Genomic DNA, 16,336 nt, shown 5'->3' on the forward strand with positions numbered 1-16,336 from the left:
CAATAGCATGGATACGAACAGACAACAAAAAGTAAACCGGTTGATACAGAAAGAACTCAGCGAGATTTTTCTGCTGGATGCCAAAAAGATGCAGGGCGTGTTGATTTCGGTAACCCACGTGCGGGTATCGCCCGACCTGGGTGTCGCCCATGCCTACCTGAGTGTGTTCCCCTCGGAAAAAGCAGAAGAGTTGGTTAGGAACATCAATGAAAATGTGAAGACCGTCCGTTACGACCTGGGCAAACGGTTAAGAAACCAATTGCGGGTGATCCCTGAACTGACCTTTCATGTGGATGACTCGCTCGATTATATCGAAAATATCGACAGGTTATTGAAAGACCAGTAAAATCCCGAGCGGTGAACGTCTCCTTTTTCATAGCGCGCAGATATCTCTTCTCAAAGAAATCACACAATGTCGTCAATGTGATTTCCGCCATATCGGTGTGCGGTATCGCTGTCGCTACTGCGGCCATAATATGCGTGCTTTCTATCTTTAATGGTTTCGGAGGTATCATGGAGGGCACATTCAATGCTTTCGATCCCGATCTGAAGATTACGGTGAAAGAGAGAAAAGTGTTTGATTATCATACGCCGGAATTTGAGAAGGCCTTGCAGGTGAATGGCATACAGATCATTTCCGAATCACTGGAAGAGAATGCCCTTTTTATGTTCGGCGAAAGTCAGGTTCCGGTGCTGATGAAAGGAGTATCGGAGGAGTTTAAGTGGATGACCGACATGGAGAAGTTATTACTGGAGGGATCATTCAACCTGCGCGAAGACGTGGTGGACTATACTACGCTGGGTTCCGGATTGGCAATGACCCTGGGCGCGCGTCCCGGGTTTATCAATCCCATTGAAATATATGCACCCAAACGTGATGTAAGGGTGAACCTGGCTAACCCGGCTGCAGCATTCACCAGGGCATACATCCAGGTGGGTGGGGTTTTCAGCCTCAATTCCCCGGAATATGACGAACAAATGGCTATCATTCCTATTCAACTGGCGCGGGATCTTTTTGGGTATGAAAACCAGGTGACGTCGCTGGATATCAAATTGGACCCCAACGTCTCGGTGAACAGAGTGAAGCGTGAAATAGAACGTGTCCTGGGAGATGATTTTCTTGTGGAAGACCGGTATCAACAACAAAAAGAATCTTACCGGATGATGCAAATTGAGAAATGGGTGACCTTCCTGATCATGGTATTCGTGTTGTTGATTGCTGTTTTTAATCTGGTGGGTTCGCTTTCCATGCTGATCGTGGAGAAACGGGACGATATCAAAAGCTTGCAGAATATGGGAGCATCCGAACAATTGATATCGCGTGTCTTTTTGTACGAAGGATGGCTGATTTCGTTTATCGGTATCCTCTCCGGCATAATTATCGGGTTGTCATTGTGTTTATTGCAGCAACATTTCGGATTGCTTCGGCTGAGCGATACCCCCGGTGCTTATATCATTGACGCCTATCCGGTGATCGTCAAAATGACGGATGTGGTGATCGCTTTTGCGGTGGTGAGCTTGATAAGCCTGTTGACAGTGCTTTATCCCGTCAATAACTTGAGAAAGAAACTCCAACAGTAAGGCGGGAAAGTGGAAAGGCGGAAAAGTAAAAGTGGAAAAGTGGTAATGTGGGAAGGTGGGAAAATGGGAAGGTGGGAAAATGGGAAGGTGGGAAAATGGGAAGGTGGGAAAGTGGTAAGGTGAGAAGGTGGAAAAGTGAGAAGGTGGTAAGGTGAGGGAATTGATTGAAAGTCTTTACTCTTTATTCTATTGAAAAATGAAAATAGCAATTGTAGGAACAGGTTATGTAGGTTTGGTCTCGGGAGCCTGCTTTTCTGAGATGGGTGTCGATGTGACCTGTGTGGATATCGACAGTGAAAAGATAGAGAGACTGAAGAAGGGAATTATTCCCATCTACGAACCGGGATTAAAGAATATTGTGGCGCGCAACTATGAAGCGGATCGGCTTCATTTCTCGACCGATTTGCCGGCTATACTCAATGATATGGAAATTGTGTTCATCGCAGTGGGCACTCCCTCCAACCAAGACGGGACAGCCGATCTTTCTTATGTGATGACAGTGGCAAATACTATTGCCGAGCACATGTCCAAACCCTTGATGGTTGTCACCAAGAGCACTGTTCCCGTGGGGACTTCATATCGTATCAGGGATCTGGTGAGAAAACGGCTCGATGAACGGGGATTGACCGATCTGCAATTTGATGTGGCCTCCAATCCCGAATTTCTGAAGGAAGGTGCCGCCGTGAACGACTTTATGAGTCCCGACCGGGTGATCGTGGGAGTGGAAACGGAAAGGGCAAAAGAACGGATGACTCGGCTCTACCGTCCGTTCCTGTTGAATAATTTCCGGGTGATTTTTATGGATATCCTTTCCTCGGAGATGACCAAATATGCTTCCAATGCCATGCTGGCGACCCGTATCAGTTTCATGAATGATATCGCCAACCTGTGTGAGCGGGTCGGAGCCGACGTGAATATGGTGCGCCGTGGAATGGGCAGCGATTCCCGGATCGGCAGGAGTTTCCTCTATCCCGGTTGCGGTTACGGGGGAAGTTGCTTTCCCAAGGATATCCGCGCGTTGATCAAGGTGGCGCAGGAGGCCGGATATGAGATGAGTGTCCTGAAGGCAGTGGAAGAGGTGAATAACCGTCAGAAAGATATCCTGTTTCAAAAATTCAAACATCATTTTAAGGGCGGGATGGAAGGGAAGACCGCAGCTGTATGGGGGTTGTCGTTTAAGCCCGAAACCGACGATATGCGTGAAGCACCGTCACTCACCCTGATCAAAAGCCTGCGGGAGGCAGGTGTGTCTGTGCGGGCTTATGATCCCGCGGCAATGCGGGAAGCCCGTCATTACCTGAACGATTCCATCTATTATGCTACCGATATTTATGATGCCGCCAGTGGCGCTGACGCGCTGATAGTGCCTACTGAATGGAAAGAATTCCGGCTGCCCAACTGGAGTATCCTGAAGAAGATCATGCGCGACCATGTCGTGATAGACGGAAGAAATATCTACAATATGGAGGAACTTGCCTCCTACGGATTTGCTTATAGCGGTATCGGGCAATAGTGGTATCTCTCACCTTTCACCCAAGGTACAGGAAAGACCGGCTTTTCTCCCGATGAATACTAATACCTCCTGTCCCGCATGGAGATGGATGCCGTGCCGGATGAAGTTGCCGGGGATCTTCTTTTGCCCCGAGGGTTTACTTTCTGGCGTTGAGGGACAACAGGGTGGCTTTCCTGCTTCCAGAGATTCTTTTCGAAATCGATCAGTTCCTGTTCTATTCTTGCCTGTTCAGCCTTCATTTCTTCGGGAGTGGAGGTGTACTGCGAGAGGGCAAGGTTCCGCGGATTCTGTGCTTTGTAGATCTCCCCGTCATACTTTCTCATACGGAAAAAATCATCAATGCTACCGTTCATACTGTTATTAAACGACGAGCCCATGAGCGGTACTCGTCGCGCGTAAGGGGCTATTTCATCGTAAGAGATCCAGAATAAAGGATAGCGTGTGGCGGCACCATAATCGTCCCGGCGCTGCAAGACAGGGCAAATGGCGAGCGGTCTCACCCTGAAAGCGGAATTGCCCGTGTCGAAATAATAGGCCTCTTTCACGAAATAACCTTCTACCTCATTGCCGGGAATATCGACGTCATTGACCATGATCTTCCCCTCGGCGGTTTCATAATAGATTCCGAACCGGTCCAGCAATTCCTGAAAATCTATCCGGTACTCATCGGTAAACTCTTCCCGTCCGTCCAGATATTCATAAGCCACAACGGCATCTTCCCGCAATAGATTGAATAGCATGGTAAACAGGCTCATCTTCCCATCTACAGGGGTGACCGGGTAATAGAGCGGGGCATTGGCCTCTGTGGTAAGGTCGAGATAACGGTAGATGATACGCGACCATTTGGCGTTTTTTATCTGTTCGTCGCTGTGACGATCCGGTTGCCCCATGCGGATACTCGTGCCGGTAGCCTTTTGTTGCACAGCGCTTTGCCGACGTCGTTCTATTCTTTCCCTCGCTGTCTCTTGGGCAGAAAGGGTAGCAACCCCTACCGTCAACAGAATGAATATGAGTAATCGTTTTGTTTGCATATTTCTTTATTTGGAATCAAGATTCAAGAACCAAGACTATAAGATTTGACAATGTCGATTTGCAATTCAATGCTGATTTCACAATTTCAACATTTCACAATTCCTGATTCAATACTTCATTTTCAACGTTCAATTTTTCATTGGACTCTTACCTCCATCACCGCGATCTCCCGCTCAATACCATCAGGGCCGACCGCGCGTACGCCCGAAATATAGAAATAACTGCCTCGCGCAAGACGTCTGATCTGCTCTTTCTGCCTATCAGAGAAACGGTTCCCATCGGAAACTTCGGGAATGGCATTTCCCATGGAGTCGAAGAAGACGGTACGGAAACTGATCACCCGGAACGGAATGGACAGGATGCCGTCGTCGATGGCTGCCTTGATCCCGCCGGCATTCATTAAAGCCGCTTTCTGGAATCCGCCTCCCCTGAACATCACCGGATTTCCGTTCGCGTCATTGTATTCAATGTATGGAGTGGGATCGGGGAGTGCGCGTACCCTGAACTCTTTGACAGCCACCCGCCGAACCTCTCCACCGGCGGTACGGGCCGATACCGATATGGTGACATCCTGTCCTATGGCCGAGGGACGGGCAATCCACATATTCCCCCGACGGCTGAGGGTGCCGTGGGTGATAGTCGCACTGACATCCTGCGGAGCGATACCGGGTACGGAAATGCCGATCTCGTTGTCGATGCCGGCATACAATACATTCATCAGGGTGGGGGCGACGGTGGCGATCGGTTCAATCACGGTGTAGCTGGCCGCAAACGGGCGACGGGTCACGCTACCCTCACTGCCGGCCATTTCCAAATACCCTTCTACAGGGAATGTTCCAGTACGGTCGGCCCGCACAGAAAAGGATCCGTTTTCTTTTCTATCGAGAATCTCGCCGTTGACCATGATAAGCGGTTGCCGGGTAGAGTCTTCTGCCGAGAGTACAATACGGGCATTATAGGAACCGCCTTGGATGACGATATCGGACTCGGGGATGATATAAGCATTCAGCCGGTTTACACGAAAATCGCCAATATCCACATTGTGCAGAATATTGGAGAGTGCTTCCCCTTCCGATGAGCGGATATCATTCTCTATCTTGGTAAGCATGGTGATAGCTGCGGACAGCGGCATTTGTTCAAAAAGAGAGGCTTCCCAGCTTTTGTTGGCCGATCGTGGTTGTGTGCTGAGATTTTTTTCGATGATTGCCCGGCGGGCGGGATCTGTCACGAGTCGCGTTACTGAGTCGCGGTAGGTATCGATTGCGTTCCTGAATTTTCTTCCTTCACCATTTACGGGGGAGAGCATGACCACCGAGGCGGCTTCCAGATCGTCTTTGTGTTTGATGTGATTGATATCTGCTTTTCTTCCGTCGGCTTCACGCGCCATACGCAGTTTCAGTTCTCCAATATATCTTGTCAGCGAATCGCTCATGGCGCGCACCTGCACCCCTTTCCGGAACCACTCACCGGCCTTTTCCGGGTTCTGCGCATGGTAGGCCGTTAATTCGTCCATGATCAGCCTGTTGCGTTCCAGCATCGTGCCGGATGAATCTCCCAGGCTATTATCCACCATTTCGAACCCGTCGAGCACTTCGACCGATACGTTCAACGCCAGCATTGCAATGAATACCAGGTACATCAGGTTGATCATTTTCTGACGGGGCGAATTGGGACTGTTGACTGCCATGGATGGGATTATATGTTGGGGTTACCGGAATTGTTCTGTTTGCTCACTGTCATAGCCTTCAGCATGCGCCCATAGACTTCGTTCAGTTCCCTGAGCTGATCCGCCATTTTCTCTGTTTCCGCTTTAATAACTGATCCGTCGGGAAGTGTGTCGCCATACATGGTTCTGAGGCGGGCCAGCCCCTGATTGATCTGCTCGATAGCGCCGATCTGGCTGCTGACACTTTTGAGCTGTATCTCGTAGATGGAGTTGAGTCCTGACAATGTGCGATTAAGGTTTTCCATCTGTTTGCCGTACTCTTCGGTGTGTGCCGAGAGGTTGTGAGGGATTTCATACCCCGGTTCGCCGGCAGAGGTCGATAAGTTTGTATGTGAGGCTGCGGTTGCTCCGGATGGGGTTGACATAGCATTTTGCGCGACGGGACCGGAAATGATTTCGCGTGACATTACAGTTGTCTGTTGAGGCATCCCGGTATTAAGTTGGGGGCTATCTCCGTTTTCGGAATTGCCGGAAAGAGCAGGGAATACCTGTTCCCAGTTATAATCCCGTATCGGCGTGTCGAATGCAGAAACGATAAAGACAATGCATTCGGTGACCATCCCGATAAAGAGCATCTCATTGCCGAAGGGAAAATGAAGCAGTTTGAACATCGCACCGAGGATCACTATGGCCGCCCCGAAACTATAAGCAAAGTTGATGAACCGTTTTCCCCGCTCGGTCTGCAGGAAGCGTTCGAGACTATTTTTATATTTTTTGTAAGCGTTCATTCTTTTTCTTTTAGAAGTTTGAAGTTTAGAAGTTTGAAGTTTGGAATTTGGAATTTGGAACTTAGAACTTAGAACTTGGAACTTGGAACTTAGAACTTAGAACTTAGAACTTGGAACTTAGAACTTGGAAAGTTCTTAATTTTTCACTCTTTGTTCATATAATTTATTTTCCCGCACTGACCTGCGTCCTTACGCAACGGAATCCGATATAGGAACGTCCGCGGTTCTGGTGTTCGCTGTCGCGCATATCCGACCGGATAAAGGTGGAGATATCTTTCCATGAGCCTCCTTTCACTACTTTTCGTTTCAATGCATAAGGGTCTTCGGTAGTGGCATTATAGCTGTATTCCGGGTTCAGGTCACCCATCAGTTCATTCCCCGACTCGGTGTAGGCGGTAGAAGTCCATTCCGCCACATTCCCGGCCATATCATACAAGCCTGAGTTGTTGGGTTTGAAACTCCTCACTTTGGCGGGGATAAGGTGGTTATCGGCTCCATAGGCTCCGTCGCCCGGCTTGAAATTGGCCTGGAAACAGCCGCTTTCACTTGTTGTGGCGTCGGAATCCCACGGGTATCGGTTGTCGGAATTGGCATTTCGTGCCGCCATTTCCCATTCCGCTTCGGTGGGGAGACGGTATTTTTCTATCGTCACCCCTTGTCTGTTAATACTCCTGCGCAGAAAGAGGGTGCGCCACTCGCAGAAGGCGGTCGCCTGTTCCCATGAGACACCTACTACCGGATGGTGCGCATAGGCGGGATGGGAAAAGTAATGGCGTAAATAGCGCTCGTTGTCGGCGTTCGGAAAATCGTTCACCCAGCAGGTGGTATCGGGGTATATATTGACGATCCGCGTGTGCACGAAATCGTATAGGCTGCTAAGCGGGCGGGTGACGGTCTCGTTGACAATCCGCCCGTCGGAAGCAATATATGCGGTATCTTTCGATATCATGATCACTTCGTTGGGATCGATGGCCATGTCGCTATTGAATGTCCTCTCTGCGGGGTTCAGCCGGTGCTGTCGTCTGGCCGCTTCCGCGGCATCAAACCACTCGTAACGAAAATTCATCTGGCGGGCATCCAGCATTTTTTCTCCTGTGATGGGATGTGTGGTATACACACTGTTGATAGCAGCCTCTTCCTCTTCGGTATTTCTTGTCCAGGGGATGGGAATCCTCCAGTTCAGGCGGGGGGTGACAGGATCACCGTATTCATCCTCGGTGATCTTGTAAAAGTCATCGCCGGCGTAGGCCGGGTCTGCCAGCCGTTCTCGGATGATGGAATCCCGTACCCAGTAAACAAACTGTTTGTATTGGGAGTTCGTGATCTCCGTCTCATCCATCCAGAAATTGTCTACCGACACGCCGCGGGTAGGTATCGAGAATCCCCAAAGCGAATCGATCTCTCCCGGCCCCATGATATAAGTTCCCCGTGACACCAGTACCATATTGTATGGTGTGGGTTCCACCCACACTTTGCCCACGGGGATGCCGGTCAGTTCACCGCCGATACTGCTCCCGATCCCCCGTCTGCCACAAGAGACGATCACTATCAGTAACAGCCCAAGTAAGATATATCTCCTCATAATTACCAATTAAAAATTGAGCCTGCTCCGAAAACCCCAAAACACCATTTTTTTAGTTTGCAAATTGCTGAAAATCAAGAGTTTTTTGGTATTTTCACCAAAAAAGACGTTTCGGGTGGGAACTCAAAATCAAAAGTGAAAAATTAAAAATTAGCGCCAATCGTCTCCCTCTTCCCTCTTACTTCTTCCCTTTTCATTCTTCATTTTTCCCTTTTCATTCTTCCCTCTTCCCTTTTCATTTTTCCCTCTTCATTCTTCATTCTTCATTTTTCACTCTTCATTCTTCATTTTTCACTTTTCATTCTTCCCTCTTCCCTCTTCCCTTTTCATTCTTCCCTTTTCATTCTTCATTCTTCATTCTTCATTCTTCCCTCTTCCCTCTTCCCTCTTCCCTCTTCCCTCTTCCCTCTTCATTCTTCACTATAAAAGCCGGATGCTCTTATGCGGTTGCCGCTTGGGTTTGAAATGATCGAGCGGGAAATTATATCGGAGGTAGAGCTCATGACTCCCCCTGCTATTTTGTCCGATTCCCTTGGTATGCGATCCGTAGGCATATCCCAACTCTACTTCACGGATGGTAGTTCCGGCAAAAAGCAGATATCCGTCGTTCATCCTCCATGATATACCGCCTGATAATTTTTTATTGTATTCGAGGCGAAGGGTAGCCTGCACTTGTAACCTGCTGAGGTCGGTCTGAACCCACAACATCGGTTGTATTTCTAACGTATGAAAGAGAGTAATATTGTATCCGGCCATCAAATTACAGGAAAGGGGAATAGCCGACAACGTAGAGTCGGTTTGAAGATCAGCTCCCAGAGAGTCATTATGGACATAAAACCGGGGTTGATTGAGATGTATTGCCGACAGACCTATGAAAACAGATTTCCCTGTCCAGGAGATGCCGGCGCTCAGGTCGATCACCTGTTTGTCGGCGGGGGCCACTTTCAGCGTCCCCCGCCCATGTTGTAATGAATCTTGAAAAATATATTTGCTTCCCGCGTCGAAATTCAAGTCATGCACCCCGGCTTGTAGCCCCATATTCAGACAGCCTTTACCGAACTCTTTTTTGAAACTGTATTGTACTGCCAGCAATGAGTTACTCAGTTGGCCTACGGTTTCATTATTCATCACCAGTCCGACGCCGTGGCGTCTGCCGAAAAATTCAAAGGGCATATCGGCGGTAAGGATAACTTGTTGAGGTGCATTTGCTATGCCTCTCCATCCATAACGGTAAAAGGCGGTGGTGCTGATCGCCTCTGTATCACCCGCAAACGAGGAATTGAGATAACTCTTCACGGCCCAGTATTGACCGGGCGGGTCATCCCACTGTGCCTGCAGATGTGACAGGCTGCACAGCGACAGGAGTATGGTTAATAATAAGCACCGTTTTTCCATTATGTGTATAACTGAAAAACGACGAAAAAATTGTGTCCGGGAGGAATTTCCTATTATATCTTGGAGGATTTTACCCGCATAAGCCGGAGCATCCCGAGCATCCACCTCGGAAGCGGTTTTTCGGGATCCCTGTTTTTCAGGTTTAGGCTTAGGCCCAATTTTTTTGCGATTGGTATTTTGTGTGTTTCCACAAATTCGATCAACGTGCCGTCCGGATCTTCAATATATGCAAATTGTCCTGCGGCGTCACCCATGTCGAAGGAGCTGCCTTCCTTGATATTTTGTGTGGTATCTACCGTAAAGGGATGCCCCGACTCAGCGCACTTTTTGCGTAATGCATCCATATTCCGGATATCGAAGCAAACCTGAATAAAGCCGGGGTCACCCCAGAAACGCCCTTGGTAAAGTTTTCTCGGGGTGTGTTCCAGTGCCTGTACCAGTTCTATATAGGATGGACCGAACAGTTCACTAAGGCTTCCTTTTCTGGGTTGTGAGTGTGTCAGCAAACGGCGACGGAATTTTTGTGTGCCTGCAGGCAATCCTTCGAAATCGGGAAAAACGCCTGTCTCGTCTGCGATAATCTTATCGTAACCCAGAATATCACAATATACTGTCATCGCTTTATCGATATCAGTCACGCCGATAGTTACGCCAACCGCACCGCCTGTCGACTTCCCTTCGTCTTTAAAAATGTAATTGTCCTCTACGATTTGAAACAGATTTTCATATGGGTCTTTCACATAAAAAGTCTGATTTCCGTCGATATTTTTGTTGAGTCCGCCGAGGAAATAAGCTTTCGGATTTTTGGAAAATTCTTCGAACGTGCGGCTCACGTCCCTGCTTTTGACTTTGCAGACCAAAACACCCAGATCGCCCATATTCAATGTGAAGTCAAGCGGTTTTGGTTTCCTTTGTGAGTATTGCCACACTTCAAAACCGCCGCCACCCTGCATATTAACAGCAATCAGCGCATGGCGCTGTTGTGGATTTCCACCCGTGTAGGGTAGCATCAGTTCGGCAACTTTATCGTCCTCAAGGATACGAATATCCATATTGAACAGGTCAATATAGTATTTCCATGCTTCATACAGTTTTTCTACTCCGATACCTACCTGTTGGATCCCTGCAATGATATAGTTCTCTTTCATATAGTTATGTGGCTTTGATCTTTCTGACCATTTTTCTTGCCAGTCCGGGAAAAAAACGCTTGACATATACCATCAGTAACTCTTTCCCTCCGACGAACACCTCAGGTTCCTGTTTATCAATGGCCTTCACGATTTTCTTTGCTGCTTTCTCCGCGGAGATGCCGTTGTTCTGCCCGTGATCCATTTGTCCGTGTTTGCTGCCATCGGCTTCTAACGCATTGAAGGAGATGCTTGTCTTTATCCTTCCGGGACAGACCATCACTACCCGGATATTCCGGTGGTAGTACTCCGCGTGAAGGGTTTCGAAAAAACCATAGAGGGCAAATTTGGATGAAGCATAGGCTGATCGCAGAGGAAAGCCGAATTTCCCTGAGATGCTGGTGGTGACAGCGATGGTTCCTCCGCCTTTTTTAATCATGTCAGGTAATAGCCGTTTACTGATCTTTACCGGTGCAAAGAAGTTCACAGCCATGATCTTTTCATCTACCTTGCCGTCTGTTTCTAGTATTTTGGAGCGTTGACTGATACCGGCATTCAGAAATGCGATGTCGATCCCCCCGAAAGTCATTATGGCTTTATCGGTCAACTCGTCGATATGTGCCAGATCGGACAGGTCATATGGTAATATTACGCATTGTGCACCAAGCCGGATGCACTCTGCCCGCACCTCCGCCAACCTGCCGGCCCGTGTAGCCGTAAGGATCAGGTTGACTCCCTGCCGCGCGTAGAGATAAGTACATGCTTCACCGATACCCGACGAAGCACCTGTAATCCATATGGTTTTGTTATTAATTACCAATTACTAATTATTAATTACCTGTTATTAATTGCGATTTTTGTTTTTTTCTTTCCTATAATCAGTGCATTAACTAATCAGCGCATCAGCAAATCATCGCCACATCAGCCTGATCACCATTCCACCTTTTCTTCAATCAGTCGCGCATCACCTCATTCCAGAGTTGTGATCGGTAATCGTCTATGGAGTGGGGGGCACATTCATCCACATTATATACATTATGGGAGGTATAGATCATCTGCTCCAGGAAATAGGGGGCGCGATTGGGGCCTTCTCCTATATTGAGCAGCACTGTCTCTCCGTTTTTGATGAGGTTTTTCCTGAGTGCGACGAAGAATCCGGCGATAGAAACGGCAGATGCCGGTCCAGGGATTACTTTCTGCTCATAGGCGGTCAGTTTACCTACGGACACCAGTTTTTTTTCACGCATCCGCAGGAAGCTGCCCCCTGACTCTTTTACCAATCTTGCTACGATAGGGTAGGTCGCAGGATTTCCTGTTGCCAGGGTAGGAACTTCTGTCTGAGGATTGTCAATAATAGGATATTTCTTCTCAAAACCTACGGGAAATCCGACGGCTTCAGCCTCTTCCCACGCCTGCACCATCGGGTCGCACCCGTCTGTCTGTACCAGAAGGAAGCGGGGATTTTTCAATTCAGGATAGACCTGTTTAATCTCGCGGATACCTTTGTCTATAGCGATGGGGCCTGTGCCGCCACTGACTGCCTGGATATACACATCAGGAAACTTGTCCATCTGGCGAAGCCATTCGAAGACCATTGTCTTCTTTGCTTCCACACGGATAGGATCGATGTTGCCGGTCGATATCGGAATATTGTGCAGTCTGGCATATCCCGCTGCAATTTCCTTTGCTTTGGCATAGTCGCCCATCACACGGAAAACCTGTTGCCCGTAAGAACTGATAGTGGCTTCTGATGTTTTGATAGCGTCTTCCGGCATGAATACGGAACAATTTACCTTTGCCAGGGAAAGATATTTGGCATAAGCCGTGGCCGAATTACCGGTGGAAGCAATACAATACTGATGGATGCCGATCTCGTTGAACAGGCTGGCTGCCAACGAAGCAGCAATATCCTTAAATGTCCCTGTACCTCCGTTCAGGTCATTCCTGTAGACATGAACATTGAGATCGAGCCCGTACTTCTCCTTCGCAAACTCTTCGAGGAATGTCCACTGTTCTACGGGAATGGCGCCTTCACCTTTCGAGATGATATGCCTTTTGCGTAATAGCGGGAGAAAAGGGAAATAATGCCAGAAACTGTTAGGGTTGCGGCGTCCGATAAGTCGCGGTAACCGCTGATAAGGTCGGTTGTACCACACTTCGGAATGTTTGCTTCCGCACTTCGGGCATTGTTGATCCTGTTCGAACCATGTCCAGAAGTTGGGAGTGACATGCCCACAGCCGGTACAGGCTAAATGGTACTTATGCTGAATTTTTATGCGAAGCATTTTCCTTTTTATGTGGTGGACATCGATTTCATCTCGTCAGCCATATATTTTCCCGCTTCGAGATTAACCTTTATCTTTTTGAATACCTCAATGGTCTCATCCACATCCTTCTGTGTATGAGAGGCCGTGGGGATCAGTCTGAGCATTAATACTCCTTTAGGTACCACCGGATATACCACGATGGAGCAGAAAACATTATGATTCTCACGCAGATCGATTACAATATTGGTGCCTTCGGGGACGGAGCCGCTGAAATAGACGGGGGTCACCGGTGATTGCGTATTGCCGATATTGAATCCTTCGGCCACCAGTCCTTCTTGCAACGACTTGGCGATTTTCCACAGCTTTTCTTTATATTGGGGCTGTGTCTGTAATATTTCGAGGCGTTTTAATGCGCCGATCACCATGGGCATAGGAAGTGATTTGGCAAAGATCTGGGAGCGCATATTGTATTTCAATGAATGGACGATCGCTTTTTCAGAAGCGACAAAAGCCCCTATACCGGCCATTGATTTGGCGAAGGTGCCAAAATAGATGTCCACTTCGTCCATCAATCCGAAATGTTCGCTTGTACCCGCTCCGGAGTCCCCCATGGTGCCAAATCCGTGTGCATCATCGATCATCAGGCGGAAATTATATTTTTCTCTGAATTTAACGATTTCGGGAAGATTGCCCAAATCGCCCGACATACCGAATACTCCTTCGGTAATCACCAGGATACCACCGCCTGTCTCTTCTGCTTTTCTGGTAGCGAAACCAAGCATCTTGTCACATCTCTCCATATCGTTGTGGGGAAATACAAAACTCTTTCCACCCTTGGCTTTATGCAGAAAAATACCATCCATGATACAAGCATGGGATTCGGAATCGTAAACGATAACATCATTCCTTGAGACCAGAGAATCAATGATAGAAACCATTCCCTGATAACCGTAATTCAGCAGATAGGCAGCCTCCTTTTTCTCGTAGGCAGCGAGTTTTTCCTCCAGCTCTTTGTGATATTTTGTTTGTCCCGACATCATACGCGCACCCATAGGATATGCCATACCCCAGTCGGCCGCGGCTTTCGCGTCCGATTCACGCACTTCAGGGTGGTTGGCCAATCCCAGATAATTGTTCAGACTCCAGGTGATCACCTCTTTACCGAGAAACCTCATTCTGGGACCTATCTCACCTTCCAGTTCGGGAAAGATAAAATATCCTTCCGCTTTCTTGCGATACTGTTCAAGCGGACCTTCGGCACTTTTCAGCCGGTCGAAAATATCTGTCACGATTGTATATGATTGGTTTGATTTTCCTTGATAAAAAGGAACCGATTCCCTTTTAGGTGCAAAAATAGTTATTCTCTCGTTAACAATGAAATATCCCCGCAGCTAAATCACATACCTTTGATTTGTCGGTATTATTGAAATAGGGAGGAACCCATCAACACTTCACGCTACTTCTGTCAGTGGGCCGGATTTGATGATGGAAATGAGCAAGTATCAGGTATTCTACTGCTGTTTATGTATCTCTACGAAATCTGCGTCCTCGATTTCGCTCGACTCGAATTTCTTTTTCTGATACTCAATGATCCGATCTTGTTGGTTCTCAGGTTGTCTGGCCTGTTGTGCCCGTGGCTGCCGGGAGTTTGAAGTCTGTGTGCCACGCTTTCCCAAGAGAAAGGCTGCGACTGTTTTCAGCAGAAAATAGACAACCATAAAACCCAGAAAAAATTTAATCAGGAATCCCATATATTGTGCGATAAATTGATTCAGGAATAAAGATACAATGATTCAGGCAATGCTGGTTGATCTGTTTGTATTATTTAACGATTCGGCGATTCCAAGACCCTTCCCATTCGCGGTTTTACAGGGTTGACTAGTGCCGTTGCCCGTTTGTCATGGGTCGGTTGTTTGTTCCGGATCAGCGACGTGGCACTGAAACGGAAAGAATGACATAGGCCACGATCCCCCAGGCCATGCCGCTGATGCCCAGCAGTACCACCAGCAGTACCATCAGGATGAGCAGGATAACCTGCCTCTCATTTCCTTTGAACGCCAATTTTTTGATTTTCAATGAGAACATCGGTATTTCGGAGACCATCAATAACGACATGAGGACGATCAATCCGGCGGTTAGATAGAAGGAGTTTTCATTTTGGGTTGCTATTTCAGTCATTCCGGAGCAGTAGCTAATCCAGAATAGTCCGTTGGCGGGAGTGGGCAGGCCTATAAATGAGGTGGTTTGTCGTTCGTCGACATTGAATTTGGCCAGCCGGTATGCGGAAAAAACAGGGATAAGGAATGCCAGATATGGGATCCAGATGTGCAGTGATTCCAGATAACCTGGCAGTAAGGCGTAATCCCGAAGTAGTATGAAAACTGCCGCTGCGGGAGCAGTGCCGAAACTGACCACATCTGCCAAGGAATCCAGCTCTTTGCCCAAAGGGGAATAAGCATTTAGGCGCCGTGCCGCCATGCCATCCAGGAAATCGAACAGGGCGGCGATTGCAACCCCTATCACTACCGCTTTAAAGTTGCCCTGAAACGCCATGACAATGGCTATGCATCCGGAGAAGAGATTCAACAAAGTCAGGATATTGGGTATCTGTTTGCGCATAGTCCGTTATCCTTCCTTTTGGGGGAGCCTTGCCAAAAAGGTGACATTGGCATGCACTTCTTCTCCCAGGTCGACCAATATTTCACTGTCCGGCGGCAGGAAAATATCCATTCGGGAACCCAGTTTGATGAAACCCAATGGCGCCCCAATATGTACTTCATCACCCTCTTTCACATAGGTGATCACTCTTCTTGCCATTGCCCCGGCGATTTGTTTGGTGAGTATTGTGCCATGGTCGGGCGTCTCTATCAAAATATTGGTATGTTCATTTTCATGGCTCGCTTTGGGCAGGTATGCGGCATGAAAATTTCCCTCTATATGGGAGAAATGGGTGATTTTGCCGGTGACCGGTATCCAATTGGAGTGAGCATTAAAGAATGACATGAAGATAGAAATCTGAATACGTTCGTCATGAAAGAACTCTTTTTCGAATACTTTTTCTATGGTTACAATTTTACCGTCTGTAGGTGCGTTTACCAATCCGTGCAGATCGCCTTTATAGGCGCGATCAGGGTGTCTGTAAAAGTTGATCGCCATGGCATATAACAAAAATGACAAAAGGGCCAGGAAGAAGGTGAATATTGTACCGGGAAGCAGGATCAGGAAAACTGCATTGAGAAGGATAAGTACAACTCCTATTTTTATCAAAGCCGATTTACCTTCTTTATGTATTCGTAATTGTTTCATATTTTAAAGAATAAAGACTTTTAGCGCTAAAAGCCAAGAGTTTATAAGTAAAAATTAAATTTCATTATCCCATTATCCC

At 47.8% G+C, this 16,336-nt stretch carries 15 protein-coding genes; 3 read left to right on the forward strand and 12 right to left on the reverse strand.

The genetic code is table 11. From position 1 onward, the window contains the following. Positions 1 to 7 precede the first annotated feature (7 nt). The 3 genes from rbfA to D7D25_RS01060 all read left to right on the forward strand — a co-directional run bounded on the left by rbfA (position 8) and on the right by D7D25_RS01060 (position 3,094). The gene (gene rbfA, locus D7D25_RS01050; protein ID WP_122967113.1) at positions 8 to 346 is read left to right on the forward strand and encodes a 30S ribosome-binding factor RbfA; all 339 of its coding nucleotides are present in this window, start codon (positions 8 to 10) and stop codon (positions 344 to 346) included. Positions 347 to 357: 11 nt separating this feature from the next. Further along, positions 358 to 1,581 carry an FtsX-like permease family protein gene (locus tag D7D25_RS01055; protein WP_255417125.1) on the forward strand — a complete coding sequence of 408 codons (1,224 nt, stop codon included), beginning with the start codon at positions 358 to 360 and terminating at the stop codon, positions 1,579 to 1,581. Between the two features lie 196 nt (positions 1,582 to 1,777). Next, entirely contained in the window at positions 1,778 to 3,094 is a 1,317-nt protein-coding gene (locus D7D25_RS01060) for a UDP-glucose/GDP-mannose dehydrogenase family protein (protein ID WP_122967114.1), read from the forward strand. Between the two features lie 59 nt (positions 3,095 to 3,153). Here D7D25_RS01060 and gldN read toward each other — a convergent pair whose 3' ends face one another. The 12 genes from gldN to D7D25_RS01120 all read right to left on the reverse strand — a co-directional run bounded on the left by gldN (position 3,154) and on the right by D7D25_RS01120 (position 16,257). Further along, positions 3,154 to 4,125 (reverse strand): gliding motility protein GldN, encoded by a 972-nt coding sequence (gldN, locus tag D7D25_RS01065; protein ID WP_122967115.1) that lies wholly within the window; start codon positions 4,123 to 4,125, stop codon positions 3,154 to 3,156. 137 nt (positions 4,126 to 4,262) lie between these two features. Beyond that, the gene (gldM, locus tag D7D25_RS01070; RefSeq protein WP_122967116.1) at positions 4,263 to 5,813 is read right to left on the reverse strand and encodes a gliding motility protein GldM; all 1,551 of its coding nucleotides are present in this window, start codon (positions 5,811 to 5,813) and stop codon (positions 4,263 to 4,265) included. A gap of 8 nt (positions 5,814 to 5,821) precedes the next feature. Then, complete coding sequence (gene gldL, locus D7D25_RS01075) at positions 5,822 to 6,580, reverse strand: gliding motility protein GldL (protein WP_122967117.1); 759 nt, start codon at positions 6,578 to 6,580, stop codon at positions 5,822 to 5,824. 163 nt (positions 6,581 to 6,743) lie between these two features. Beyond that, positions 6,744 to 8,162 (reverse strand): SUMF1/EgtB/PvdO family nonheme iron enzyme, encoded by a 1,419-nt coding sequence (locus tag D7D25_RS01080; RefSeq protein ID WP_122967118.1) that lies wholly within the window; start codon positions 8,160 to 8,162, stop codon positions 6,744 to 6,746. Positions 8,163 to 8,582: 420 nt separating this feature from the next. Then, complete coding sequence (locus D7D25_RS01085) at positions 8,583 to 9,557, reverse strand: type IX secretion system membrane protein PorP/SprF (protein WP_122967119.1); 975 nt, start codon at positions 9,555 to 9,557, stop codon at positions 8,583 to 8,585. A 53-nt stretch (positions 9,558 to 9,610) separates the two neighbouring features. Continuing rightward, positions 9,611 to 10,705, reverse strand: a complete 1,095-nt coding sequence (locus D7D25_RS01090; protein ID WP_122967120.1) for a VOC family protein — start codon at positions 10,703 to 10,705, stop codon at positions 9,611 to 9,613. Between the two features lie 4 nt (positions 10,706 to 10,709). Then, positions 10,710 to 11,504: an SDR family oxidoreductase gene (locus D7D25_RS01095; RefSeq protein WP_122967121.1), complete on the reverse strand. Its 795-nt coding sequence runs from the start codon at positions 11,502 to 11,504 to the stop codon at positions 10,710 to 10,712. 133 nt (positions 11,505 to 11,637) lie between these two features. Then, entirely contained in the window at positions 11,638 to 12,969 is a 1,332-nt protein-coding gene (locus tag D7D25_RS01100; RefSeq protein WP_122967122.1) for a pyridoxal-phosphate dependent enzyme, read from the reverse strand. Between the two features lie 8 nt (positions 12,970 to 12,977). Next, complete coding sequence (locus D7D25_RS01105; RefSeq protein WP_122967123.1) at positions 12,978 to 14,240, reverse strand: pyridoxal phosphate-dependent aminotransferase family protein; 1,263 nt, start codon at positions 14,238 to 14,240, stop codon at positions 12,978 to 12,980. A 222-nt stretch (positions 14,241 to 14,462) separates the two neighbouring features. Continuing rightward, positions 14,463 to 14,702: a hypothetical protein gene (locus D7D25_RS01110; RefSeq protein WP_122967124.1), complete on the reverse strand. Its 240-nt coding sequence runs from the start codon at positions 14,700 to 14,702 to the stop codon at positions 14,463 to 14,465. A 172-nt stretch (positions 14,703 to 14,874) separates the two neighbouring features. Continuing rightward, positions 14,875 to 15,570: a CDP-diacylglycerol--serine O-phosphatidyltransferase gene (gene pssA / locus D7D25_RS01115; protein WP_122967125.1), complete on the reverse strand. Its 696-nt coding sequence runs from the start codon at positions 15,568 to 15,570 to the stop codon at positions 14,875 to 14,877. Positions 15,571 to 15,576: 6 nt separating this feature from the next. Continuing rightward, on the reverse strand, positions 15,577 to 16,257 hold the full coding sequence (locus tag D7D25_RS01120) for a phosphatidylserine decarboxylase family protein (RefSeq protein WP_122967126.1): 681 nt from the start codon (positions 16,255 to 16,257) through the stop codon (positions 15,577 to 15,579). Positions 16,258 to 16,336 lie beyond the last annotated feature (79 nt).

This window comes from Proteiniphilum sp. X52 (assembly GCF_003712195.1).
GTDB lineage: Bacteria > Bacteroidota > Bacteroidia > Bacteroidales > Dysgonomonadaceae > Proteiniphilum.